The sequence below is a fragment of the Chitinophaga filiformis genome, assembly GCF_900102545.1.
GTDB classification, from domain to species: Bacteria; Bacteroidota; Bacteroidia; order Chitinophagales; family Chitinophagaceae; genus Chitinophaga; species Chitinophaga filiformis.
This window is the reverse complement of the sequence record NZ_FNBN01000003.1, coordinates 818871-843541: the sequence shown is the minus strand read 5'-3', so window position 1 is coordinate 843541 and position 24671 is coordinate 818871. Positions and strand designations below refer to the sequence as shown.

Here is a 24671-nt window from a genome sequence, read left to right as displayed (position 1 = left end):
GAAGCTATTCCTAAACAGTGAAGACGGTTTTATGTAAGCAGCAACTCCTTCACCGTCTGACACCCCGGTAATTTTCCGCTATTATAATGACTTTACCGCCTGCAGGCAACACAGTTGCTTTATAATACCAATCGACTCTATTCCTGCCCAAAACAGCCTGACCGCTTTCTATGATAACACCCTCAGCGTCTATTACCTTTACCTCCACTTCTGCTACCCGGAACTCATTTTTGGCAGTCACCACTACCTCCTCCTTTTCTATCCTGATATTCTGGACTTCAGGACTGCGGTAAGCGTCCTTCACTGCCATATTGTAGGCATTCTGACCAGGCCCGGCCAGCGACTGATAGTAGGCCTTTATCTCCGGATCGGCCATCATAACCTGCGCACGTGCCGAAGCAATGGTCATCTTCTCCCTTGCTTCCAACTGTTTTTGTGTAGGCTTTTTCCTGGAAGGGCCGCGTTTCACCGCCATAATGATCTGCCCATTCCGTTCGTAGATGATGTAATGCTTGCCGAGGGTCCCCCGTACAAGCTGCATGAGAATATTATCTTTAACAATGGCCATAAAAAAGGTTTTTTGAGGTTATAGATACAAAAGCTTGTTGTCTTAGTGCGACTAATATACAAATAGTTATGCAACCAGGCATCACAATAGTATTTAGAGGTCACTTCAATATCCAATCGATATATAGGTACCCTTTAAATAACCTCTTGGTATTATTTTACTACTCCAATAGTAAGCCGATTCCAGGCCGATGGTAAACCGACAGTAGGCCGACAGATAGCTATCAGAACGCTGCGGAAAGACTATTTGTCTCGTGTAGTCTATCATTTTGATGTGTCTGGTAGTTCCGAATTATCAAACCATTCGGTTCAGGAATGCGATGCGAGGGGGATATAAAACTTCCCGGTTTGGAGGTTCTTAGATAGAGCGAAACAGGGTGTTCAGAATATGGGGCAGCAAAGAAGAACAGCGCGCTACCAATGCGGCTGCTGAATCATTTAATGCTAAGGTAAAATCAATTAGAAATGCTATGAGAAGCGTGAGGGACGTAAACTTTTTTCTTTTTAGGCTTGTTAAATTATATGTTGATGGCAATCCCCCAAGTTTTCAACTTGATCCGTTTTAAACGAGGCTAGCCCTCATTCTTCTACGTCTGCATGCCAGAGTGCTAACTTTTTAAAGGCTTCCTGCCTGGTCTTACTCAGCCGGAATATTTCACCTAGCCTTAGTGACAACTGACGTGCGCCTTTTGAATGAAGCTTACGGTCATTATATTCGGAAGGAAGCTCATCCTTCTCTTCCAGGTAAATATGAAGCCCATTGGGCGATTGAGTCGTTTTAATAAGGTCGAAATACTCCAAAAGTCCCTGTGGGAGTAGAAATTCTATTAACTGTCGATAGTTCTGATCCAAGGCTAATTAATTCGGATACATCAAATTTGTAGACATCTTTGATCTGCTCCTCAATGTCAGATACGCTCATGCCCTTGGCATCAGCTATTGTTTAGACGAAATGGTAACGAACTGTCAGAGCAAATCGAAGCTATTGACAATACCTAAAGCATCTTTTATAAGACATCCATGAACTTAGGATCATTCTTCAATCCTTTTTCAAGATCCTCTCTGTGCTCCTCTCCCCATTTCTCCATATCTATAATAAGCGGAACTAAGTCACTACCTAATTGAGTCAACTTATATTCAACTTTAGGCACCTTTGTATTGTACACCTGTTTTTCGAGAAAACCATGATTCACCAGTTCTCCTAACTGTTTATCCAACACCCTGCGATCACCATTTTGTATCTTTTGTTGTAATTCACTAGGCCGGTGAAATCCCTGGGAAACATAATAAATAAGCATCAACTTCCATTTTCCATTCAATAATTCTTTAAAGAAATGTAGACCACAATTTATTTGAATCGGTGTTTTCTTCTTATACATGAAGTTATAAAATTAGTTGAAAGAGGCGTTAGTAAAAATACCCGCATAAAATTGTCCGGTATTGACTGTTGGTCAGCTTAAAAATAGCTTTGCATATAAAATAAAAAACATGCTGAAATTCACATTTCTAATTCACCGGAATGACGGGATGAGCAGAGAAGAATTCACTCGCTATCATCGTCAGCATCATGCGCCGTTATTTATGTCCATTCCTGAATCTCAAAAGTACGTTAAAAAATATGTAGTCTCCCACCCGACCGAAATAGAAGGATTTCCGGCGCCTCAATACGATGCTATTACCGATATCTATTTCTCTTCAATGGAAGATTTCACTGCATTTTTTTCCAGCGAAAATTACAAACTGAAGGTACATCCGGACGAAAGTAATTTCTTCAAGTTAAATGAGGTAATAAGCCTGGTCTGCAACGAAAAAATTGTAGTCGATGCAATGACATCATAATAGTGAGTAGAATAATAAATCCGTCAGCGACATTTAATAACAAACGCCGGAGATTAGTCTCTCCGGCGCCTTATTTTCTGCGAGGCTACGTAAAGAATAAGATATAAAAAAGACATCCAAACTTTTGTCGGGATGTCTCTGCTCATTTATTAGTCCGATGTCTATAAACGCGTGCAGGTCAGTCAGCGCTCTCCAGGATACTTCCTTGTCCTGGTCGCTATCTTTCCCACCAACATACTTCTTTATAAATTTATCACTTACTTAAAATTTTCCTCGTTACAAATTCATTAAAGAAGTAATCCCGGTAAATATTACCGATCGGAATTTCGTTCTTCCCTATGTAAACTGTATTATTATCTACAGAATCTATGTTGTTTACGTTAATGATATACGATTTGCTGACCCTAACAAAAAAACTTTTTGGAAGCAATTCATGAATAGTTTTAATATTCATAAGCGTGATCACTTTTTGATTCCCTAAGTAAATGATCACATAATCTTTCAAGCCTTCAATATAAAGTATATCGCTGAAATGTATTTTGAATATTCTGCGTTCTGATCTTACAAAAATATAATCAGTAGTTATGTTTTCTATATTACTGCTGGCATGATCAGTACGGAATAATTTACAATACGTGTTTGCTTTTTCGACCGCCTTCTGAAAGCGCTCCAGCTTTACTGGTTTGATCAGGTAGTCAATAGCATCGACGTCATAGCTCTCAGCAGCAAATTCGTGATAAGCTGTGGTAAACACCACTAAGGTGTTTTTGGGAATGGTTCTTGCAAATTCTATCCCATTCACTCCCGGCATTTGAATGTCCAGAAACACCAGGTCTACGGCATTTGTTGCCAGAAAAGCTTTAGTAGCTTCTGCGCCGTTAAATGATGCGATAACTTCCAGATTTTCTGTCTGATGAACCAGTTTTTCGATCGCCTTTCTTGCCAATGGCTCATCATCTACTATTATGCAGTTCATTTTATAGTTTTAAAGTTAAGGTGACACAGTACGTTTCCAAATTGTCTTCTATTATCAAATCATGCGAAGATGGGAACAGCAGTTCTAATCGTCGTTTAATATTGGCCAGACCCAATCCTCCAGATTTACTTACTGCTTTCAACGCTGGTTTCGAGTTTACGCATTTGAAAAAAAGTTCATCATCACATACATCAAAATACAAATTCAGGTAGGATAATTTCGCAGCGTCGTTATTATGCTTTACAGCATTTTCGACAAATGAAATAAATAATAAGGGAGGAACCTGAACACCGCTCAATTCGCCTTCCTTTGATATTAAAAAATTGAAATTATCCCTTCTGACCTTTTCCAGGTTCAGAAAGTCTTCTAAGAAATGGATCTCTGAAGTGAGTAGAACCTTTTCTCTGGAGCTGTCATAAAGCTGATAACGAAGGAGGTCACTTAGTTTCACCAATACCTGAGACGCTTTTTTAGGATCATCTTCGATTAGTACGTTAGCATTATTAAGCATGTTAAAAAGAAAGTGTGGATTGATTTGATTCTTGAGCTGTTCCAGTTCACCATTGGCATTTGCCAGTTCCAGATCATGGATCAGCCGTGCATCAGATATCCACCGCTGAAAAAACTTAACTGCGGCTGAGGCTACAATAAGCACTAATGTCATAAAGGAAAAGGTAAAAAAGTTAATGTCATCATCCTCGTTAGGCAATAGATCCCGTTCAAACGAATCAGCAAAAACTTCGTGAGCGTAATACGAAAGGACCATGCCTGAAAGCAAGAAGAGGCCATAGCTCAGGTATTTGTTTCTAAAAAGGAATTTAGGAACGAAAAAATACATATTACCGTAGGCCAACAGAATTATTTCGAAAAAAATAACCAGTCGATTGTAGGTTTCGAAAGGTTCTACATAGTCTGCCGGACTATAATACAAAACCAAAATACAAAAGGCGATCAGCAACAGATGCCTTTGAAACCGGTATTTTTCTGAAATAACTAACTGAAGCATCCAATTGGCATCCATCGTTTTTTTGTGTATAGGTTTATACATAAGGCTAAATTTAGGGCAAAATCAAGTGATACAGCAGAAATAAAAAAACTTACTATACGAAAGCCCATTAATAATATACCAAAATAAGGTTTACAGGTGGTATACTGCCTTTGGGGGTTTGAATAATGACCTGCAGCTCATCATCCCTTGCGTGTTTATATACCGGGCCGGCAGTTCTCCTGACCTTTAGACTTGCTGCAACACGATCTGAAGCATGCTATTACTATAGAGGGCCTTCTGTATCGCTTCTTTGCTGAAATCTTAAGTCGTATTTATTTTACTATACGTAAAAGCTGCTTTTCTATATTAAGAAATACGTTTCGTATATATAAAAATTGCGGGTTCTGTAAAAATATAGTTTAGCTGAAAATATAGCATTTAATTCTAAACTTTTATAAATGAAAAGCAGAATCCTATTCATACTGGTATTCCTTTTTGCCTCGGTATTCCATGCCTATTCACAGGAAAAAGTCACCCTCAGCGGCACGATCACTAACAAGTCCAATACCGAAACACTCATTGGCGTAAGCATTTACATTCCGGAAGCGAAAGTAGGTATTACGACCAATTCCTACGGATTTTATTCCACAACATTGCCTAAAGGAACTTACACCATTATCATAAGCTATGTGGGTTACGATCGCCTGGAGGAAAGTATCACGCTGACCGAAAACACAAAACGGAACTTCGGGATGACGGAAAACAGTAAGACGCTGGATGAAGTTTTAATTAAAGCCAATACGCCGCAAGCGAACATCCGCAAACCTGAAATGAGTACCAATAAACTATCGATCGCCACCATCAAAAAGATGCCGGCCGTTTTGGGTGAGGTAGATGTCCTGAAGTCGATCTTACAGCTTCCCGGGGTAACCAATGCCCAGGAAGGTGCGACGGGATTTAACGTAAGGGGAGGATCTGTTGATGGAAACCTGGTATTGCTTGATGAAGCCGTTGTTTATAATACCTCGCATCTATTCGGTTTCTTTTCTGTCTTCAACGCAGATGTGATCAAAGACCTGAAACTATACAAGGGCGGCATACCCGCTAATTTCGGAGGACGTATATCATCGGTACTGGATATTTATCAAAAAGAAGGAAACAACCAGAAGTTCCATGTTAACGGCGGGATCGGATTAGTTTCCAGCCGATTGCTTGTTGAGGGTCCTATCGCTAAGGGTAAAAGCTCTTTCGTTGTCGCGGGAAGAGGATCGTATGCCCATCTTTTTTTAAAATTGGCCAATGAACCCAATTCAGCCTATTTCTACGATCTGAACACCAAGTTCAATTACAAATTCAATGATAAGAACAACGTATTTGTTTCAGGATACTTTGGCACTGACAACCTGAATTTCAATAACAGTTTTATCAACACCTATGGTAACAGACTTTTCAATCTCAGATGGAACCATATATTCTCCAATAAGATATTCTCCAATGCATCTGCAATTTACAGTGACTATGACTACCAGATCAAGATCAAGACCATCGGTATGGACTGGAAAGCAGAGGTAAAAAATTACAATTTCAAATATGATTTCAAACATTATGCTTCGAATAACCTCACTTTAAACTACGGTATTAACGCAATTTATTACGATTTCAATCCCGGAACGATCAAGCCGTATGGAGTGAGTTCAGCAATCAATCCGGACCAGTTAGCCAAAAAGTACGCTTATGAAAATGCAGCATATATCAGTGCCGACCAACGCCTCAGCGATAAATTATCTGTGAATTATGGACTCCGCTACAGCAACTTCCAAAGAGTAGGCGCGCAGGAAGTCTATACCTATGCCAATGATCAGCCGGTCATTTACAATAAGGATTTTCATATTTATGAAGAGGCTGATCCAACCGGAACGATCAACTATAAGAAAAATAAAAAAATAGCCAGCTTCGGCAACCTGGAACCAAGGTTCGCCATTGCTTACTCGCTAAACAATGATAATTCTATAAAGGCGAGCTACAATAGAATGAGCCAGTATGTTCATTTGATCTCTAATACCGCATCTGCAAGCCCGCTTGATATATGGGCCCCATCTGACAAATACCTTAAACCAGAAATCCTGGACCAGGTAGCACTGGGCTACTTCCACAATTTCAAAGACGACAGGTATTCTCTGGAAGCTGAAACATTCTATAAAAAGATAAAGAATAAGGCAGATTATATCGACGGCGCAGATCTGTTAGGGATCGATGCTATAGAAAGAGTGCTTTTGAATGGCGAAGCAAGGGCTTATGGCCTGGAACTGATGTTGAAAAAAAATACAGGTAAGCTGACCGGCTGGGTTTCCTATACACTTTCTAAAGCGCAACAAAGAACACCGGGCAGAAATGCAGATGAGCCGGGCATCAACAACGGAGAATGGTACAGGGCGAATTATGACAAATTGCATAATCTATCTGTTACAGGCGCTTATTCAGTAAGTCCGAAATGGTCTTTTGGAGCTATTCTCAATTTTCAAACAGGAAAAGCAGCGACATTCCCCAATGGAAAATATCTATACCAGGGTGTTACTGTTGCGAGTTACGGCGCAAGAAATGAGAATTCTTTATCTGCTTACCACCGTTTAGACGTCTCTGCGACCTACACACCTAAACCCAACAAGAAAACAGGGTGGCAGGGAGAGTGGAATTTCAGCATCTACAATCTTTACAACAGGAACAACGCGGCATCCTACTCTTTCAGACAGAAAGAAGAAACAGGAAGAAGCGAGACAAGAAGAATATCCATTTTCGGCATTGTTCCAAGCGTAGCTTACAACGTGAAACTTTAAAACAACCGTCCAACTTTAAAACGATACACATGAAACTACTTAAAATAATGCTCGTACCATTTGTAGCATTGCTTGTAACAGGATGCGAGAAGGTTATTACTACGGATCTTAAAACAGCAGCGCCAAGACTGGTTGTGGATGCCTCTATTGACTGGGTAAAAAATACCGCGGGCAATGAACAGAAGATCGTATTGTCGACAACAACTGGTTATTACAGTTCCGAATTCCCGGGTGTTTCGGGAGCAGTGATTACGGTAACCAACGCGGAAAATACTGTTTTTAACTTTGTAGAAACGCCCGGAACAGGGCAATACATCTGCAGCAATTTTGTTCCTGTTATCGGCCAGACCTATAACTTAAAGATCGTTTTGAACGGAGAAACCTACACCGCCTCAGAAACCTTTACCCCAGTCTCTAAGATCGAGGATAACATTGATCAGAATAACAAGGGAGGCGAGGCCGGTGATGAGATCGAGATAACATTTTACTATCAGGATGATGCCAATCAGAATAATTCTTATCTGAACAGCATTACCCAGCCTCATTCAGTGTTTCCCGAACTGGAAGTTGAAGACGATGAACACACCAACGGTAATTTAAATCAGGAATCGTATTCGCATGAAAAATTAAAGACAGGGGACCAGGTAGACATTAAACTGTACGGGATTTCGAAAAACTATTACAACTACATGTTCAAATTGATAGTGGCTTCGGGTAATGATGGTAATCCTTTCCCTACTATACCAAGTGCCGTTCGCGGAAATATTGTCAATCAGACCAATAGCAAAAATTACGCTTTGGGATACTTCAGGCTGGCAGAAGTAGCTACTAAAAGCTATACGATCAAATAACCAGGTTTAGTGAGCGGAGTAAAGGTCACAGGTCATCTGCCTGATCGAAACTTCGCTCACTCAATAATTAGAGCACGTTAAGCAATATCATAATGCTTAGCGACACAGTATGCTATGCGTAATTAGGTAAAAAATGAGTAAGATAATAATTGTCCTTTTCCTATTCCTTTCCGCCTTAAGGGTTAATGGACAGAACGCTTTAATTGACTCAACAGATCACAAAGGCGACGTCCGACTCAAATACAGATCGCTCATCATTCCAACTGTTTTGATCGGATATGGCGTTATTGGCCTTGCAAGCCCTGCTTTGAAAGATGTTAATACCAGTATAAGAATGGAGTTGAGAGCGCAACATTTTAGAAAAGTTAAAATTGACAATTTTACTCAATACGCGCCGTCCCTATCTGTATATGCCTTAAATGCGTTCGGTATCCATGGAAAGAATAATTTTAAAGACAGAACCATCCTGATGGCAACGGCCTACATCATTATGGGGTCCTCAATTAGCATCATTAAAAATACTTCAAATGTAGAGAGACCAGACGGGTCGAACACCAGGTCATTCCCTTCTGGACACACTGCTAACGCTTTTTTGGGAGCTGAATTTTTATATCAGGAATATAAAGATGTATCGTTTTGGTACGGTATCACAGGCTATGTGGTCGCTACAGGTACAGGGCTTTTAAGAATGACCAATGAAAAGCATTGGCTTACCGATGTTGCCACCGGTGCAGGGATAGGGATCTTAAGTACCAAAATCGCTTATTGGGTACATCCATTTGTTAAAAAAACTTTTTTTAAAGATAAAGATGACCTAAATGGTATGGTTATGCCATTTTATAATGGAAGGGAATATGGGTTGGGATTATCAATGATATTCTGATATTAGCAACTAAACTGTAGACTCCCCAATAAAAGGTACATTGGCAATTAAACGATGATCAATTGGGAGGTCATGCAATACTTATGAACTGCATTTTAAGTGCCGGTAGCGGAGTGTATATATAAAAGTTATTACCAAAAAATATACTATTTCAATAGTCGGTCCGTTAATTTACAGGATTACTCATGATTATCGACCAACATCCCCAATTCGTGCAACTCATAGCGACTATTTCCTTATTCCCTGATCTTAAACGAATGTCACGATCACGGGATTTTCTCATATGTTGTTGATGATGGCGTTATTCCCGGAATCGGAGGATCGTTTGGTACTGTATTATAAAAACAACCAAGCTGAATATATCAGTGCAGGTTTTAAATATAAACCACACCAATGAAACTCGTTATCATTCCTCTTCTTTGTCTTATCATTTCATTATCGGCAGATCAGCACGAATCTGGCAATCCCTGCTATGATTTTGCAGACTCCATTATCACGCGGAACAACAGGTCGCCTGCTGCTGCAGAAACGAATCTGTCCGCGTTGTCAGTTGCGGGATATTACCATGAAAGTATGGTATATGAAGATTCGATCGTTACACCAAAGGCTCCTGTTCGAATTACGCTTCATAATAAGCATGTTCTTGATGCCCGCGAACTTATTCTCAGAGAAGCAGCGAAACATCGAATCATATTGATCAATGAAGCACATTACCGCCCGCAGCATAGACTATTTACTAAATCGCTTTTAAGTGCCTTATATCAACAGGGCTATAATGTTTTCCTTGCGGAAGGTATCCTGCCCAACAACCAGTTGGATAAAAGAGCTTATCCTGTAAAAGACGAAGGCCATTTTCTGAATGAACCGACTTATGCCTCGCTGATCAGGTATGCGGCAAAGAAGGGTTATAAAGTCAGGGCCTATGAGTATATAGTACGGCCTACATGGGACGACAGCGTCGTGCTTGACAAAAATGGTTCTATGAAATATATTAGTTATCAACCCAGGGATTCCGCAATGATTATAAAAAATGAGAAAGGGGAAGTAATACAAAATGTATTTACATCATTAAGGGAACAACAACAGGCGAAAAATATTCTGGCAGTTATCCGTGCCAATCCAAAATCAAGGTTTATCATTCATGCCGGCTATGCTCACATCAATGAGTCGGGTCCGATGATGGGCAGCCAGTTACGCCGGCTCCTCAATTATGAAGATGTCCTTACCATCGATCAGACAGAGTTAAATGAAAAACAAATTGTTATTGATACATTGACCAATGACACGATCCGCAGGGCTGAGGCCTTTGTATTAGTCGACAATATAACTAAAAGGACCTGGAATTACTATGGTGACTTCTACCCGGTAGATTATTCCATTTTCAATGCCAGCTTTAAGGACTCCCTCGGGCGCCCTGGCTTTCTGTTTAAGGACGTAGAAAAGAGGGTAGTCACCTGGTTAAAACCCGCACTAATGAAAGATTGTGGTTGTGTATTCAGTGCTTATAACCCCGGAGAATTGAAGAAGGAGCACGAAAATGCTATAGCTACTGACGTGGTTTATGTTGATAATAAACATGTACGCCCTTTGTTGCTGTATAAAGGTATGCATACGATCGTGAAGAAAAACGCCAGGGGAGAATATAGCCAGTTTAGTTTGGAAGTCAAATAAAAACCTACCTACCATCTAAACTATTCTTTCACAACAATTTGAATATTGGTAGACAAAATAAGACCTGGAATGCCCCGTTTTTCGGGGCATTCTGCTTTGGTGACCACATGCTCCATCCGTTTGAAATAGCCCTCCGGTTACCGGAAAAGTGGTATCTCCAGTGCCAAAATTGCATATAAGCCGGGTTCAATAGCTCCGAAATTTTCAGCCAGTCTTTAGAAGAAAGAATTTTGTTGACTCCTTCATAATTTGTAAAGGACCCTAAAAGGAGTTTAACCGGAAAAATCGTATAAAAATCCGGGGCTGCAACATTTGTTACCACAATCTGTAACATTTAACCGCCTTGCCCTCAAAGAACATCCGGTAGTTTTACAGCACTCAATAAAGAGAGAATTGCCCGTTATGAAAATATGTTTACTGCCGATAACCTTCCCTGGTCTATTTCCATGTAATGTCATATCGTCAGATCGTTCGTCAGGCAGCCTGGCGCGCCTCAAGATCTATTAAATCAACCTTTGCAACGAGAGAAGCACTATAAACCACATTCATTATTAAAAAACCATATTTATGACAAAAACTAACGATTTCAGCCCTTTTTATTGTCGACCACGATTTTTAGGGGCCTTTTTGCTGATTCTTTTTTGCTTTTCACAAACAAAACTGATTGGACAAACCTTTGGTAATGTAGCCTTGGGTGGAGGCGGTTTTGTATCAGGAATTATAAGTCATAAAACATCAGGCGATATTTACTGCCGCACAGATGTTGGAGGCGCTTACCGTTGGGATGCAGTAAATTCAAAATGGCTTCCTTTACTCGATTGGACTTCAGAGGATCAAACTACATACCAGGGGGTGGAAGCGCTGGCGCTGGATCCTCAGAATGCAAACAATCTATATATCCTTGCAGGAACTTCTTACTTTAACGGAGGAAAAACAGCGATCTTGAAATCCACAGATAAGGGAAATACATTTACTGAAGTGGTAGTAACCTCACAATTCACTGCTCATGGAAATGGACTGGGAAGATCCAACGGAGAACGCCTGGCAGTGGATCCTAATAACAGTAACATCCTTTTTTGCGGCACAAGAGCAAATGGTTTATGGAAAAGTACCAACGGAGGCTCCAGCTGGACCCTGGCCTGGAATGGAGTAACAACAACAAGCAATGGGAACGGAATCTGCTTTGTAGTGTTTGACCCTTCCAGTGTTTCGGGAGGAGTTACCAAAACTATTTATATAGGAGTTTCCCGCACCGGAGGCAATAATATATATAAGAGTACCGACGGAGGCAGCACTTTCACTGCAATTCAGCCCGACAATTCATTTATGCCCCATAGGGCTGTTTTATCGTCTGATAATTCTACTTTATATGTGGCAATGGCGGATGCTGAGGGGCCATCAAACGGTAGCAGCGGAAGAGTTTACAAACTTGCTACCGCTACGGGAACCTGGACCAACATCACTCCAAATGGGAATAATTATCCTTATAGCGGCATATGTGTTGATCCGGCAAACACTAACAGGATTATTGCTTCAACTACCAACGTCTGGAATAACAACCAGTTTGGCAACACATGGGCAGATTTTATTTTCTTATCTACCGACGGGGGAAGTACCTGGACCTCAAAGTTGTCGTCCACAAGTACGCTAAACACCAATGGCATTGATTGGATCACCAGCCGTGGGATACATTGGACAGGCAGCATTGACTTTGATCCTTTAAATACCGCCAGAGTAAGGGTCATATCTGGTAATGGACTTTTTACCTGCGATGATATCAATGCATCCACCACTTCCTGGAAATTTGATGTAAAGGGAATGGAAGAAACGGTTGTACTTGATGCCATAAGTATTCCTGGTGGTAAATTTATTTCAGCAGTAGGAGACCAATATGGAGCAGCGTATTCAGATGTTTATGCTTATCCGGCACAGGTACATACTCCTACCGTTACTTCTAATAACGGTATAGCCTTTGCCGCAAATAATATCAATAAAGTAGTAAGAGCTACGGATAAATTATACTACTCTACCGATCAGGGGACAAGCTGGACGCCGGCAGCTGCTACTAATGGCGGCGGTTATGGTAAAGTAGCATTGTCAGCGGATGGAAATACGACACTTCATTGTCCAGGCGGCGGAAGTACAACTTATTATTCAACAAATAATGGAGGATCATGGACAAGTACAGGAGTTACTAACGTTCAGGATGCTCATCCAATAGCAGATTACGTAAATGCCAATAAATTTTACATTTATAATCCCGGTAGCGGACAGCTACTAGTAAGTACCAACAAAGGTGTAAGTTTTACCGCATCGTCATCCAATCCCGGTTCAGGTGGTTCACGTCGTGCGAGGGCTGTTCCCGGTAATGAAGGACATGTGTGGGTGGCACTGTCGAATGGACTAACGTATACTACAAATAATGGAACTTCCTGGACGACTGTTTCCAATGTTACTTATTGCGGAGCTGTTGGATTTGGTAAAGCCGCAACGGGGGCTACCTATCCTGCCGTTTATATTTGGGGAACTGTTGGCGGAGTTAAAGGTATTTTCCGTTCCACAGACCAAGGCGCTTCGTGGACACGCATAAACGACGACGCCCATGAGTGGGGTGGTCCGGGGAACGGCAATTTTGTAATGGGAGATATGAACGTATTCGGACGTGTATATATGAGTACAGTAGGACGAGGTCTGGTTTCTATCGAATCAGGAGCTTGTACGCCTTCTGCCATTACTCCGTACGTACAGCTTAATGGCGGAAGCTGGCAGCAGACAGCCAGCGCTTCTTTAAGTACAGGTGGCAGTGTGCTGTTTGGCCCGCAGCCTGTGCAGGGAGGATCGTGGAGCTGGAGTGGGCCGAATAATTTTACTGCTACTACCCGTGAAGCAGGCATTTCGAATATCCAGGCGAACCAGGCAGGTAACTATGTGGCCACCTATACCAATAGCGGCGGATGTCAAAGCTCGCAGGCCTTTAGCCTCACTGTTACCGGTTCTATACTGAGAGAATACTGGACGGGAATCAGCGGAACTGCTATCAGCAACCTGACCTCCAGCGCCAATTATCCAAACAACCCTACCGGCAGTGGGCAGCTCACCAGCCTGGAGGGCCCCACAAACTGGGCAGATAACTATGGAGCAAGGATCCGCGGATATATCTATCCGTCTGCAACCGGAAGCTACACCTTCTGGGTAGCGGGCGATGATAACACCGAGCTATACCTGAGCACCAATGAGAACCCGGCTAACGCATCCAGGATCGCTTACGTGAGCGGATGGACGAATTCGAGAGAATGGAATAAGTACAGCACACAGCAGTCTGTTACCATTAACCTCACTGCCGGCCAAAAATATTACATCGAAGTGCTTCAGAAGGAAGCCAGTGGAGGAGATAATGTAGCTGTAGCCTGGCAGGGCCCCGGCATTACACAACAGGTGATCGCCGGAAACTATCTCTCCCCGTTCGTTCCGGACCAGGGAGCCAGAATGGCATTGCAGGCGAACATAATCAATGAGGATGCCGTTAGCCTGTATCCAAACCCCTCCAATGGCGGACAGTTTATGATCCTTCTTCCGGGATCTGCAAAAAATGCTGTCGTAAGTATTTATGATAACCTGGGCAGATTGGTTTATACAAGGAATGCTCAGGGTGGTAACAGGATACAGATCAATTCGCAGCTTAAGACAGGGCTCTACATAGTGCGGATAATTTCGAATGCAGGTAGCTTCACCAAGAAGCTCATCGTAGAATAAAAAATTTCTCATCAGTTATTGGGAATGCTTCGCAGGAAGCATTCCCAATAACCAGGCACACTAGCCGAAAGGTCGGAGATATCTCCGACCTTTCTTTTTCCATACTCTTCTGAGTCCGCCATGGAACAAATGTTAACCTAAGTTTTCAACATCCTCCCTTGCTGGGTATGGCATAGATCACGTTGCCTGAAACAAATACATTGAAGACCTTCTTTTCTATAGAAGGAAGTAATAATGTCCATGTTTTTCCCTTGTCTGACGATTTGAAAATGCCGTCAGGATGAGCACAAAAGAAGTTTTCACCAACCTGGATAATGGGAGTCATAAAGGCTTGCATATTAGGGCGATCATTCCAGGTCCGCCATATTGAATCAATAAAAACTTTGTCCTGAAGGCCGGCATCAATGGGCTGCCAGGTTTTACCACCGTCATAGGACGTGCTTAGCCCCCTGGTATCAGACGCCGAACTGGAAGTGATAGCAGCGAATCCACCTTTGATCTGTTTTACATCGAAAGCCACACCGTCACCACTGCTCACCACCGACCAGTTTTCGCCATTATCGGTCGATCTTATTATCTTTCTCATACTGATCGCCACCAGTACACCATCCAACTCTGCCAAATGCCCTACCAGGTCTCCGGTATGAACATGTTTCCAGGTTTGTCCATTGTTAGTAGTTTTAAAAAAGCCTCTGTCAGTGCCGAGAAAAATTGCACCTGCGGCTGTTTCGAAAACGCTGCGTATTCGTGGCTCGTGATAATTTTCGAATATCGGCGACCATACACTCGTTCCGCTTGTTGTTTTCAAATTTACCCCCCAGTAATTGAAGGCAGATACCCCGGACTTACCAGAGGACATGCTGCTATCTCCGTCAGGGAGAATCTCTTTGGTCCAAAAAGGCGCTGTGGCATTTGGTGTACTGTGATAGAGTCCGTTTCCAATCCTTAAAAACAGCCCTTTATCATTTGCAAAGAACCTATTTCCCTTGATACCATCTTCCCGCAAATTTTCTGGCAGCCCTTTGCTGATGTCCTGCCATGTTTGTCCTCCATCGGTAGATTTGAAAACGATATTTACAAGCGCTGATTTATTTCTAATTACTTTGGCCGCATCCCTTTCTTTTAGCACAAAAGAATTTAATAGAAATAATACCAGAAGCCCAGCCGGGACAAACACAAATAATCTTTTCATTTTTTTAAAATTTAGAGTAAAACATAGTGATTAATAATCAACATAAAATAGCAGGTAGGGCAGTTATTTTTCATATGCTATCAAAGTTGATTCAGCAAAACTACTTTGATATTTTTCGGCTGATGGGAATTGGATTGTAAATAAAAATGTAACCTTTGTAAATAAACTGTAAATACTGTGTTTGGTAGCCGAAACCTCCTCCCTGGGAACGCAAATGCCTGTTCGGGTTGATACTAACCTTGTTTATCTCTCTGGTCCGCGTGGCTTTTAGTATGGAGTATAATAATGCAGCCTGGTTCTTGAAATCACTATGAATGGCATACAAAAATATCTTGAAATAAATTGTAATTCCGATTTATTCGTTATATTAGTTACGTTATGCCACGTTAGCGATTGTTGTTATACCTATTACGAAGCCTTAAGGACCTTATTTTTAACCCTCAATGAATATTCCACTTATGAAGAGCAAATTTACACTCATCGCATGCCTCATGCTATTACAGACAAGTTTATGGGCGCAACAGGGTATCCTGCAAATGGATACCGCCAGCAACGGTAAGGTGAAATTTATGCGCCTGGACACAAAAAAACGCCCTCAACCAGTTGCGAACGCACAGGATTTCATGAAACAAACCCTGAAGATGTCATTAGGCGATAGTCTGCGACTTGATAAGGTGATTACAGATAAAGACCGTGATCATCGCCTTTATCAGCAGTATTATAAGGGGTACAAAGTACCCACCGGTACCTATGCTGTACATTCACAGAATGGTATCATTGAATCAGCTAATGGCTTCTTTCAGGACATCGGCAAACCCTCAGTGCAGGTGAAGGTGGATGAAAAAACTGCCCTGAAAAATGCACTGGGTTTTATTCATGCCAGGACCTACGGATGGGAAGATGAATTCACTCAAAAAAGGTATCAGGAAGTAGCTAAAGATCCCAAAGCAACCCTTTACCCTAAAGGAGAACTGGTAATCATCAAGGATGACAGTATCACCCACTCGTTCCGGCTGGCTTACAAATTTCACATCTATGCGGTAGCGCCGTTGAGTGACAACAACGTATATGTAGATGCTATTACCGGAAATGTGATTGGAAAGGAGCAACTAATCATGGACGCGAATACCCCCGGATTTGTCACGACCTTGTACAATGGTTGGCAAAGTGTTACCCTCGACTCCTACACCGGAGGTTACCGTCTTAGAGAAACCAGAACTGTTGGTTCACTCAGTGCACAGATACAGACACTGGACATGCAAAACGGAAGCAACTATTCGGCAGCGGCAGACTTTAGTAATGGAGGTACCGGCTGGACCACCGCCAATGCCGGTCATGATGTTCACTGGGGTACGGAGAAAGTGTTTGACTACTGGGCCTCTGTGAGGGGCCGGAATAGTTATGATAATCTGGGCGGTACATTATTTGGTTATGTACATGCAGATCTGCACGGAATAAACTCCCAGTTTTCCAACAATGACAATGCATTCTGGGACCCTACCATGCATAGTATGACTTACGGGGATGGAACTACTCAATTTAAAGCAGTCACCTCGCTTGATGTAATCGCCCATGAAATAGGACATGGCATCTGTCAGTTTACTGCCGCTCTTCCAGGTGGTTTCAGCGAACAAGGGGCAATGAATGAAGGCCTCAGCGACATATGGGGTGCGGTAATAGAATACTATGCAACACCTTATAAACAAACCTGGCTGATAGGAGATGAAATCATGAAAAACGGACAACCCTGCCTTCGCTCTATGATTGATCCCAATTCATTATCTTATCCTGATACCTACCATGGCACCTACTGGGACTATAATAATGAACCGCATAAAAACAGTACTGTACTCAGTCACTGGTTTTATCTTTTAAGTCAGGGTGGCAGTGGCACCAATGACCTTGGGAATAGCTATTCCGTAACAGGTCAGGGAATCTCAATTGCTGCTGATATTATATGGAACGCAGAATCTACTGGTAAACTCCAGTCGCAAAGCCAGTATGCTGACGCACGAACAGCTACCATCAATGCCGCTACCGAGTTATATGGCGCCGGTAGTTGTCAGGTGAAAGCAGTCACCGATGCCTGGTATGCTGTTGGTATAGGTGCCGCGCCACCTAATGCGAATCTGGTAATTTCCGGCGTAGCAGCCTTCTGTTCATCCTCCACTTATACAGTAAGCGGTGTACCAGCCGGACAAACAGTTACATGGACTGTTGCACCTGCCGGGTACGTTACCCTTAATGCCTCAGGTAATTCCGTGACCTTAACGAAGACTTCCCCAGGCAATTTTACGCTTACCGCCAGCTTGCCGAACTGTATTTTTGCTACAAAGGCTGTAAGTACAGTATCAAGGATGAATATTACCTCTACCCAGAGCGGACCATGTAATGGTGCATGGCAGGGCTGGATGGTCAACTGCTCTCCCAATATGCCTCTTAGTAATTATTCATGGACCTCCACACCTACATCCGGCAGCTCAATTAATATATATAGCAGTAGCTCTCCATCCTCCTATGTGAGTGTATATGGTGGCGGTGGCGTCAATATTACAGCTACTAACGCCTGTGGTGAGACAGTACGTGATGGTGTAACAGTTTACAGTTCCTGTCCGCGTTCCCTGGTTTTTACAGTATCACCTAATCCTGCAGTCAGTACTGTGAATATACAGCCGAAATCGAATACAGATCCAATGGCTCAAAAAGCAACAGTGGCTCCGCAGATCACCAGCATCAGTATTTACGATCAAATGGGGAATTTGTTAAGAAAACAGAAATACGCTAATGTAAATAATGCTCAGCTTAATGTCGGTGGACTGAGAATAGGCGTTTATTATTTAGAAATAGATTACGATAAAACTAAAGAAAGACAGCAGCTAATTATTGGTCAATAATAGTGTAATCGAATATAATCGGCTTAAAAACTTATCGCTACCGGGCACGATGACAAACGCCGGAGATTAAATCTCCGGCGTTTTTGTTTATTATCGTTTGAGCCCGCGATGGAACTGTCTTAGGTGGTCATCAATTTTACTTATCCCTGCTTTAAAATCCATGTACTTGCTTTTGCTCCACATTGGCGCCGGTGCAATAATTTATAGTTTCGCTTTAAGTGTGCGATTGTTTGTAAAATACTAAGTACTAATATAGCAAAAAATAGCGGCGCCGCCTTTGGAATAGCGCCTCCATACTTCGCTGGACGTAAATAATAACTATAAACTTGCAGTCTCCCTTCACACCTTTCTAATATATCAGTAACCGTATCAGCAAATAAATTCTTCAAAATAAACAAACTGGAGCCTGACACTACACTAATATCTCCACCTCCTCCGGAACAATAAACAGCAAAGTGCAACCTGTTGTTGTTGTAACGGAATGCCTGAAGCCAGGCGGAGTATATAAATAATCCCCTTCCGATAATTCAACATTTTCAAAAATGGCGGTTCCACTTAATACATACACTTCCTCCCCTGCCGGATGGTTATGATACGGATAGGAAGCTCCTGGTTCAAACCTTAACAGAATAGTCGTTGATCGTTCCTTCAGCTGATCGTAATGAAGGGATATTACTGAAATGCCCTTATAATGGATACCTTTTTCAACCAACGGTTGCCATTCTTTTTGTTCTTTTCTTACAACATAATCGTTAATATCAGTACTGATAGCGGTATTTTTCATAATTGGATATTTATTTAATCAGTAATTGGTCAATGCTCAATTTGTAATATGGAATAGTCGCCAGCAGGAATGCACCTGCGCTAAATACAAATACAGAATAATCCAGCGGTTCTTTAATACCATATGACAGGGTCATGGCAAGTGCAAATAAGAACGTTAATATGGCGGCGCCCAGTGCGGCATAATTTGTTTTAAAGCCAATGAGCAGCATGACGCCCAATGTGAGCTCCAAAACGGTACTTGTAATTGCGAGTAGTGGAATCAGGCTGTGAGGTGCAAAAGAATTCACCTGTGCTGTATAGTCCAAAAACTTGTTCCAGCCCGAGGAATGCCTGCCCCATAATCCCAACCTGCCTGCAACTGCCGACAAAAAACCAGCCGATAATGCACATCGTAACGATAAGGATGCAATGTCTTGTAGAATCTTCATGATGAATAATTTAACACTACAAAGATGGCATCCGGAGGAGGACTAAAGAATAGAGAATCCTGGGAAAAGCATGTAATATTTATAAAGGATATTGGCTGGGAGAGATACCTGTTTGTTTTTTAAAAAAGTTGGAGAAATAAAACGGATCGTTAAAGCCGAGTTTATAGGCGACCTCCTTTACAGTCAGGTCTTCATATGTCAGGAGTCTTTTGGCCTCGGAAGTGATCAGGCCATAAATAACATTTTGTGCTGTCTTGCCGGCATGGATCTTCGAAAGCTCGTTCAATTTCATTTCCGTGGTGCCGAGTATTTGGGCAAATCTTGAAACAGGGTAATTATGCTCAAAATTATCTCTTACGGCTTCCAGGAATTTCAGGAACAAAGCATTGGGTTTCCAGATCTCGTCGCCCCGATCAACCTTCGCCCTGTTGATAGATACCAGTATTAATTTAATACGCGAATGAACTGAAATAAGATATTGATAGGGCTGTTCATTTAGCTCAGCTTGTATAAGACGAAGTTCCTGTTCGATAACATTGTTGTCGACCGTAATCACCTCGTTCATAGCAAAATGACAGAATAGTCCATTATGAAAAATGAGTTCAATGTCATTATCGTCTTTCCCAAAATAGTCTAACGTAAACTCAAGTATGAAGCCTTTTGCGAATGAGGGATCTTTAAATCTGTGAATTTGTCCGGAAGTGATTGTAATGATCTGACCGCTATTTAAAGAAAAATCCTTTTCATCAACTGTCATATTTACCTGACCGGTCTCACAATACACGAGCAGATATTTCATGACGCGTCTTGGATTTAGCAGATCAGGAATACTGTCGAAATCCTTTATATTAACCATCCCGATATGTTTATAGTTAGCGGTGGACCATTGATAGTCGCTTGTCGCAGGGTTTAACCAGCTTCGTTCAAATATAATCAATATCACCGAATCCAACTTGTCAAGATAGCAACTGAAGAACAACATGTAATACTGGTCATGCAGTGAGTGTTGCAGCCTAAATAACTGTCAATCATTCTCATGATCCATATAACCCACTGACAATCAGGCTTGGCCAGTTCGGAAATGCCAGTAAAAGTATCCTGATGTTTAAGAAAAAAATGTATTTTGTTTCAAGAGTAACATTGACCTAATATATTTTATAATGACAGTAAAAAACTGCCTGCTTTTTTGGGGACTCATACTATTCCACGGTATCCTTGTTCAACCTTCTTTAGCGCAGCAACCCAAACTTTCTACTCAGTGGACTAAGGCGGCAATGGAATCCACAGCTCCTTTTCCGGAATATCCTCGTCCTCAGTTGGAACGCAAGGAGTGGATGAATCTAAATGGGAAATGGGATTATATTGGTGGTAAACATGTTGCCAGCGCTTTGAATCCCGTTAAGCCAGCGAGTTTTAATGATAAAACTGAAAAGATACTGGTTCCTTATTGTCCGGAATCAGTGCTTTCAGGCATTGAGCGTACCCAGGAGATAAATATGTGGTATCGCCGGACATTTGAAATTCCTACTGCATGGAAAGGCAAACAGATTATTATGAATTTTGATGCAGTTGATCATGACGCAACCTTATTCGTCAATGGTGAAAACGCAGGATCGCATTCCGGTGGCTATAGTTCTTTTCATATAAATATCACGAAATTTTTAAAAGCAGGCACCAATACAATCGTCGTTGCAGCATATGATGCCAATGATGGCAGGACACCCTCCGGTAAGAATGGCCCACGGGGAGATTATACTTTTACTTCAGGCATCTGGCAAAGTGTATGGCTGGAGCCGGTAGATGAACATTACATTAAAAACATCCGGCTATTGCCTGATCTGGTCAACAACAGACTTGAAGTGTTTGTAGATGCTGATGCAACACAGGTGCGGGCTGCTGCATTTGATGAAACAAAAATGGTGTCTCAGGTCTCAGGACGCTCCGGAACCAAATTATATATTCCGATAAAGGATCCTAAGTTGTGGTCGCCGGATAACCCATTTCTGTATGATCTTAACATCACCCTGATGGATAACAAGGGGAATGTCACTGACGAGGTCAGGAGCTACTTTGGTATGCGCGATATTAAACTTGGTAGTCTGAACGGCGTAATAAGACCGTTGTTAAACAATAAGTTTGTAATGCAGGTTGGATTACTCGATCAGGGATACTGGCCTGACGGTATTCTCACGGCACCTACAGAGGAGGCATTAAAGTACGACATAGCATTTACCAAAAAGGCGGGGTTCAATTTAATCAGAAAACATATGAAGACTGAGCCCAAACGCTTTTATTATTGGGCGGATAAACTTGGTCTGCTGGTATGGCAGGATATGCCGGCTATCTGGTATCAGCATGAGGACACTGCAAAGGTAAGAAGCGCTTTCCGGAAGGAATTACATGCCATGATCGATGATCTCTATAATTCACCTTCTATCATTACCTGGGTGCCATTCAATGAGAACTGGGGCGCTTTTGATGTAAAAGAGATTACTGACTGGCTGAAACAGCTCGATCCCTCAAGACTGGTAAACGGCAATTCAGGATTTAATAATAATCCTGGTTATCAAAAGGCAGCTGGAGATCCTGGGAATGGGGATTTTGTCGATACGCACATTTATGTCGGTCCATATGGAGCATCAAAGCCCGACGGCAAACGCGCTGCATCGCTTGGCGAGTTTGGTGGTGTCGGCTTGTTTGTACGGGGACATATGTGGCCGGTAGAGAATAACGCTTATGACTATGAGGCTACCAGCGACAGACTGACCGACAGGTATGTACTCCTGATGGATCAGGTGGAGCAGCTGATGCGATATCAGGGCTTAAGTATTGCAGTATACACGCAGACGACAGATGTTGAACATGAGGTGAATGGTATATTGACCTATGACAGGGCTGTAGAGAAAATGGATATAAAAAGGGTAAAAGCAGTGAATGAGGCAGTGATAAATGCAGGGAATGAGCTAAATAGGAAATGATTAATAAATTATTCAACAAACGGCCCGAAGGAGAAAAAGATAAATAACAGCATATGGCTATCCAAATTAGAAAGCCATACGCTGTTATTCCGAGATTCACAGTCATCGTCGCACTAGCCACCGATCGTGATATCCACCTATACTTCTTTGTTATTCTGTTCAATCAGCGCAGCCATTGTTGCATTAAAAGTCGTTAGATCTTTTCCCAGCTTGTTAAAAAACTCCAGATCGACAGTTTCTACACTGACAATGGCTTTTTGCAGTACCTTTTCTCCATCCGGCGTCAGTTTGATAGTCTTCGCCCTGGTATCTGTCGGGTGCTCATGCCGGGTGATGAATTTCTTCTCTTCCAGCGTCCTTAATACCTTTGATACCATCATTCTGTCCACATTACCCAGATTGGCGATATCAACCTGCGTAACCGTATCACTTTCCCGGGATAACCAGGCTAGTGCACAGAGCAGGACGAACTGGGTATGTGTCAGGTCCAAAGGATCTAAGACACGCTTTTGTTTCCGCTGCCATAACATGGTCAGCTGCCCCAAAAGATACCCGGGGCTATCTTCCGGCTTTTTAAAATGAAATTCAATTTTCTTCGGCATATTCTTTTTGTAGCATCTGTGAAGAAATCAGTCCAAAGTCATGCCGGTTGATCTCGAAGAAACCAAAACGGAATGGATAGCCCATAATTAGTTTGACTTCAGAAAGGTGATGTTGTATCCGTCGGGGTCTTTGGCAACAAGGATTTTCCCGAAAGGTGTTTCCCTGACTGGCCCCAACAGTGTCACATCCTTTGCTAATAACCGGGCCTGCAGATCTTCTATTTCCTCGTCGATTGCGAACCAGAGCGAAGTGCCGATACCCAGTTCCTTTCCTTCCAGGTTGGCGATAGGTGTTCTAATGGCAAAACTTGCCTCCCCTTTGTTGTATCTAAAAATGCAGGCCTCTGGATTGGGTATCCCTGCTTCCTCAAACCCTAGTTTCGTGGTGTAAAATTCTTTTGAGGTTGCAAGGTCCCTTACCTGAAGTGATGCAAATTCTAATTTTCTCATCTTGTGTATCTTTTTGTTGTCGCAAATATAGTATACGCGACAACAATATTCTAATTATTTTCAAATTATCCGTTCCTGGGCTTTACCGATAGCTATCCTCATCCTTCATTGTCAAATGATTGTATATTTATGGCATGATAGATTTATCTTATGCTGAGAATCAAATTCACTGCGTCACGAATTTCCAGGACCTTGTTGCTACGCCATTTAATGGACAAATTAATGCGATATGCTGGACGCGTAAGTTAACAGGTGATTTTGGTGAAATTGTTGAAAAGGTAGTGCCAAGCGGAAATATAACGACAATTGAACAAGAGGAACTTCGTGCACTTCAGTTGAGTGAACAAGGGCAACTGGCCCGTGAAATTCTTTTAAATGACTGGCAACTATTGGAAGCTCATGGTGCATCGCCCATCCTTAATGTGATCAAATATTATGATCGTGATGATACTTACCCCTTCTTTCCAACCGATGTTTATTCTTTTCACGTAGATCGCTCACCTATACCAACCGATACCTTTTTATGCACTTACTATGGCGCGTCGAGTGAAATATTGCCCAATTCACAAGGCGAAAAGAAAGTGCTTATTCCAGAAATACGTGATGAACTCAAAAAACTATATCATGGAGCGGACGAAGGTTTTGAATCGTTCTTAAGTGAACATTTCTTTGATCTGCACTATCAGGCTAAACCAGGTGCCCACCCGATAAGCTTAGGCCTTGGTCACCTATGGAGGTTGGCAGTTGATCATCCTGACAGCCAGGTTCCTCCTTGTATTCACCGTGCACCAAAAGAAAAACCTGGACAAAACAGGTTGTTGCTGATCTGTTGACATAACCCCTTAATAGTGCTGCCTTTCAAATGCTGAATTTGTCAATCAGTTGACAGGACAAAGACATTCCTTTCCCTTATTTTCCAAAAAACACTAAATATTTATTGTTTATCGATAATTATTTATTATTTTTGGAGTGTAATCTA

At 42.0% G+C, this 24671-nt stretch carries 20 protein-coding genes; 9 read left to right on the top strand and 11 right to left on the bottom strand.

The window, feature by feature from the left end:
- Positions 1-49: 49 nt before the first annotated feature.
- The 3 genes from BLR32_RS15640 to BLR32_RS15625 form a co-directional block, all read right to left on the bottom strand.
- Entirely contained in the window at positions 50-568 is a 519-nt protein-coding gene (locus BLR32_RS15640) for a hypothetical protein (protein WP_089833366.1), read from the bottom strand.
- A gap of 578 nt (positions 569-1146) precedes the next feature.
- Positions 1147-1419: a hypothetical protein gene (locus BLR32_RS15630; protein ID WP_089833362.1), complete on the bottom strand. Its 273-nt coding sequence runs from the start codon at positions 1417-1419 to the stop codon at positions 1147-1149.
- 155 nt (positions 1420-1574) lie between these two features.
- The gene (locus BLR32_RS15625; RefSeq protein WP_089833360.1) at positions 1575-1946 is read right to left on the bottom strand and encodes a winged helix-turn-helix transcriptional regulator; all 372 of its coding nucleotides are present in this window, start codon (positions 1944-1946) and stop codon (positions 1575-1577) included.
- Positions 1947-2055: 109 nt separating this feature from the next.
- Here BLR32_RS15625 and BLR32_RS15620 point away from each other — a divergent pair, with 109 nt between their 5' ends.
- Positions 2056-2406 carry an EthD domain-containing protein gene (locus BLR32_RS15620; protein WP_089833358.1) on the top strand — a complete coding sequence of 117 codons (351 nt, stop codon included), beginning with the start codon at positions 2056-2058 and terminating at the stop codon, positions 2404-2406.
- A 253-nt stretch (positions 2407-2659) separates the two neighbouring features.
- Here the strand turns inward: BLR32_RS15620 and BLR32_RS15615 are convergent, their stop codons facing one another.
- Both BLR32_RS15615 and BLR32_RS15610 read right to left on the bottom strand, forming a co-directional pair.
- Positions 2660-3382, bottom strand: a complete 723-nt coding sequence (locus tag BLR32_RS15615; RefSeq protein ID WP_089833356.1) for a LytR/AlgR family response regulator transcription factor — start codon at positions 3380-3382, stop codon at positions 2660-2662.
- A 1-nt stretch (position 3383) separates the two neighbouring features.
- Positions 3384-4430, bottom strand: a complete 1047-nt coding sequence (locus BLR32_RS15610; protein WP_089833354.1) for a sensor histidine kinase — start codon at positions 4428-4430, stop codon at positions 3384-3386.
- A gap of 398 nt (positions 4431-4828) precedes the next feature.
- Here BLR32_RS15610 and BLR32_RS15605 point away from each other — a divergent pair, with 398 nt between their 5' ends.
- From BLR32_RS15605 to BLR32_RS15580, 5 genes are all read left to right on the top strand, one after another.
- The gene (locus BLR32_RS15605; RefSeq protein ID WP_089833352.1) at positions 4829-7204 is read left to right on the top strand and encodes a TonB-dependent receptor; all 2376 of its coding nucleotides are present in this window, start codon (positions 4829-4831) and stop codon (positions 7202-7204) included.
- A 29-nt stretch (positions 7205-7233) separates the two neighbouring features.
- Complete coding sequence (locus BLR32_RS15600) at positions 7234-8055, top strand: DUF4249 domain-containing protein (RefSeq protein ID WP_089833350.1); 822 nt, start codon at positions 7234-7236, stop codon at positions 8053-8055.
- Positions 8056-8188: 133 nt separating this feature from the next.
- Positions 8189-8938 carry a phosphatase PAP2 family protein gene (locus BLR32_RS15595; RefSeq protein WP_089833348.1) on the top strand — a complete coding sequence of 250 codons (750 nt, stop codon included), beginning with the start codon at positions 8189-8191 and terminating at the stop codon, positions 8936-8938.
- A gap of 393 nt (positions 8939-9331) precedes the next feature.
- Complete coding sequence (locus BLR32_RS15590; protein WP_089833346.1) at positions 9332-10609, top strand: hypothetical protein; 1278 nt, start codon at positions 9332-9334, stop codon at positions 10607-10609.
- A 567-nt stretch (positions 10610-11176) separates the two neighbouring features.
- Positions 11177-14362, top strand: a complete 3186-nt coding sequence (locus BLR32_RS15580; protein WP_089833342.1) for a T9SS type A sorting domain-containing protein — start codon at positions 11177-11179, stop codon at positions 14360-14362.
- A 145-nt stretch (positions 14363-14507) separates the two neighbouring features.
- Here BLR32_RS15580 and BLR32_RS15575 read toward each other — a convergent pair whose 3' ends face one another.
- Complete coding sequence (locus tag BLR32_RS15575; RefSeq protein ID WP_089833340.1) at positions 14508-15554, bottom strand: WD40/YVTN/BNR-like repeat-containing protein; 1047 nt, start codon at positions 15552-15554, stop codon at positions 14508-14510.
- A 458-nt stretch (positions 15555-16012) separates the two neighbouring features.
- Here BLR32_RS15575 and BLR32_RS15570 point away from each other — a divergent pair, with 458 nt between their 5' ends.
- Positions 16013-18448 carry a M4 family metallopeptidase gene (locus BLR32_RS15570; protein WP_176842302.1) on the top strand — a complete coding sequence of 812 codons (2436 nt, stop codon included), beginning with the start codon at positions 16013-16015 and terminating at the stop codon, positions 18446-18448.
- Positions 18449-18860: 412 nt separating this feature from the next.
- On the opposite strand, the gene BLR32_RS15565 is transcribed toward BLR32_RS15570, so the two are convergent.
- From BLR32_RS15565 to BLR32_RS15555, 3 genes are all read right to left on the bottom strand, one after another.
- A complete protein-coding gene (locus BLR32_RS15565; RefSeq protein WP_218124199.1) occupies positions 18861-19232 on the bottom strand; it encodes a dimethylsulfonioproprionate lyase family protein in 372 nt (123 codons plus the stop codon).
- A gap of 10 nt (positions 19233-19242) precedes the next feature.
- Positions 19243-19662, bottom strand: a complete 420-nt coding sequence (locus BLR32_RS15560; protein ID WP_089833335.1) for a DoxX family protein — start codon at positions 19660-19662, stop codon at positions 19243-19245.
- Positions 19663-19741: 79 nt separating this feature from the next.
- On the bottom strand, positions 19742-20461 hold the full coding sequence (locus BLR32_RS15555) for a helix-turn-helix domain-containing protein (RefSeq protein ID WP_245705441.1): 720 nt from the start codon (positions 20459-20461) through the stop codon (positions 19742-19744).
- Between the two features lie 361 nt (positions 20462-20822).
- Here BLR32_RS15555 and BLR32_RS15550 point away from each other — a divergent pair, with 361 nt between their 5' ends.
- Entirely contained in the window at positions 20823-22640 is a 1818-nt protein-coding gene (locus tag BLR32_RS15550; RefSeq protein ID WP_089833333.1) for a glycoside hydrolase family 2 protein, read from the top strand.
- A gap of 137 nt (positions 22641-22777) precedes the next feature.
- Here the strand turns inward: BLR32_RS15550 and BLR32_RS15545 are convergent, their stop codons facing one another.
- Positions 22778-23242: a MarR family winged helix-turn-helix transcriptional regulator gene (locus BLR32_RS15545; RefSeq protein ID WP_089833331.1), complete on the bottom strand. Its 465-nt coding sequence runs from the start codon at positions 23240-23242 to the stop codon at positions 22778-22780.
- A gap of 87 nt (positions 23243-23329) precedes the next feature.
- Positions 23330-23692, bottom strand: a complete 363-nt coding sequence (locus tag BLR32_RS15535; RefSeq protein WP_089833329.1) for a VOC family protein — start codon at positions 23690-23692, stop codon at positions 23330-23332.
- 134 nt (positions 23693-23826) lie between these two features.
- Between BLR32_RS15535 and BLR32_RS15530 the strand changes: the two genes are divergently transcribed.
- Positions 23827-24525, top strand: a complete 699-nt coding sequence (locus tag BLR32_RS15530; protein WP_089833326.1) for a DUF1826 domain-containing protein — start codon at positions 23827-23829, stop codon at positions 24523-24525.
- Positions 24526-24671: the final 146 nt, after the last annotated feature.

Bases quoted from the DNA above. Each gene is read 5' to 3' on its own strand.
- BLR32_RS15555 (WP_245705441.1), bottom strand. From the start codon at position 20,461: ATGAAATATCTGCTCGTGTATTGTGAGACCGGTCAGGTAAATATGACA.
- BLR32_RS15535 (WP_089833329.1), bottom strand. From the start codon at position 23,692: ATGAGAAAATTAGAATTTGCATCACTTCAGGTAAGGGACCTTGCAACC.
- BLR32_RS15595 (WP_089833348.1), top strand. From the start codon at position 8,189: ATGAGTAAGATAATAATTGTCCTTTTCCTATTCCTTTCCGCCTTAAGG.
- BLR32_RS15610 (WP_089833354.1), bottom strand. From the start codon at position 4,430: ATGTATAAACCTATACACAAAAAAACGATGGATGCCAATTGGATGCTT.
- BLR32_RS15625 (WP_089833360.1), bottom strand. From the start codon at position 1,946: ATGTATAAGAAGAAAACACCGATTCAAATAAATTGTGGTCTACATTTC.
- BLR32_RS15600 (WP_089833350.1), top strand. From the start codon at position 7,234: ATGAAACTACTTAAAATAATGCTCGTACCATTTGTAGCATTGCTTGTA.
- BLR32_RS15560 (WP_089833335.1), bottom strand. From the start codon at position 19,662: ATGAAGATTCTACAAGACATTGCATCCTTATCGTTACGATGTGCATTA.
- BLR32_RS15550 (WP_089833333.1), top strand. From the start codon at position 20,823: ATGACAGTAAAAAACTGCCTGCTTTTTTGGGGACTCATACTATTCCAC.
- BLR32_RS15615 (WP_089833356.1), bottom strand. From the start codon at position 3,382: ATGAACTGCATAATAGTAGATGATGAGCCATTGGCAAGAAAGGCGATC.
- BLR32_RS15530 (WP_089833326.1), top strand. From the start codon at position 23,827: ATGATAGATTTATCTTATGCTGAGAATCAAATTCACTGCGTCACGAAT.
- BLR32_RS15580 (WP_089833342.1), top strand. From the start codon at position 11,177: ATGACAAAAACTAACGATTTCAGCCCTTTTTATTGTCGACCACGATTT.
- BLR32_RS15590 (WP_089833346.1), top strand. From the start codon at position 9,332: ATGAAACTCGTTATCATTCCTCTTCTTTGTCTTATCATTTCATTATCG.
- BLR32_RS15545 (WP_089833331.1), bottom strand. From the start codon at position 23,242: ATGCCGAAGAAAATTGAATTTCATTTTAAAAAGCCGGAAGATAGCCCC.
- BLR32_RS15605 (WP_089833352.1), top strand. From the start codon at position 4,829: ATGAAAAGCAGAATCCTATTCATACTGGTATTCCTTTTTGCCTCGGTA.
- BLR32_RS15575 (WP_089833340.1), bottom strand. From the start codon at position 15,554: ATGAAAAGATTATTTGTGTTTGTCCCGGCTGGGCTTCTGGTATTATTT.
- BLR32_RS15570 (WP_176842302.1), top strand. From the start codon at position 16,013: ATGAAGAGCAAATTTACACTCATCGCATGCCTCATGCTATTACAGACA.
- BLR32_RS15620 (WP_089833358.1), top strand. From the start codon at position 2,056: ATGCTGAAATTCACATTTCTAATTCACCGGAATGACGGGATGAGCAGA.
- BLR32_RS15640 (WP_089833366.1), bottom strand. From the start codon at position 568: ATGGCCATTGTTAAAGATAATATTCTCATGCAGCTTGTACGGGGGACC.
- BLR32_RS15565 (WP_218124199.1), bottom strand. From the start codon at position 19,232: ATGAAAAATACCGCTATCAGTACTGATATTAACGATTATGTTGTAAGA.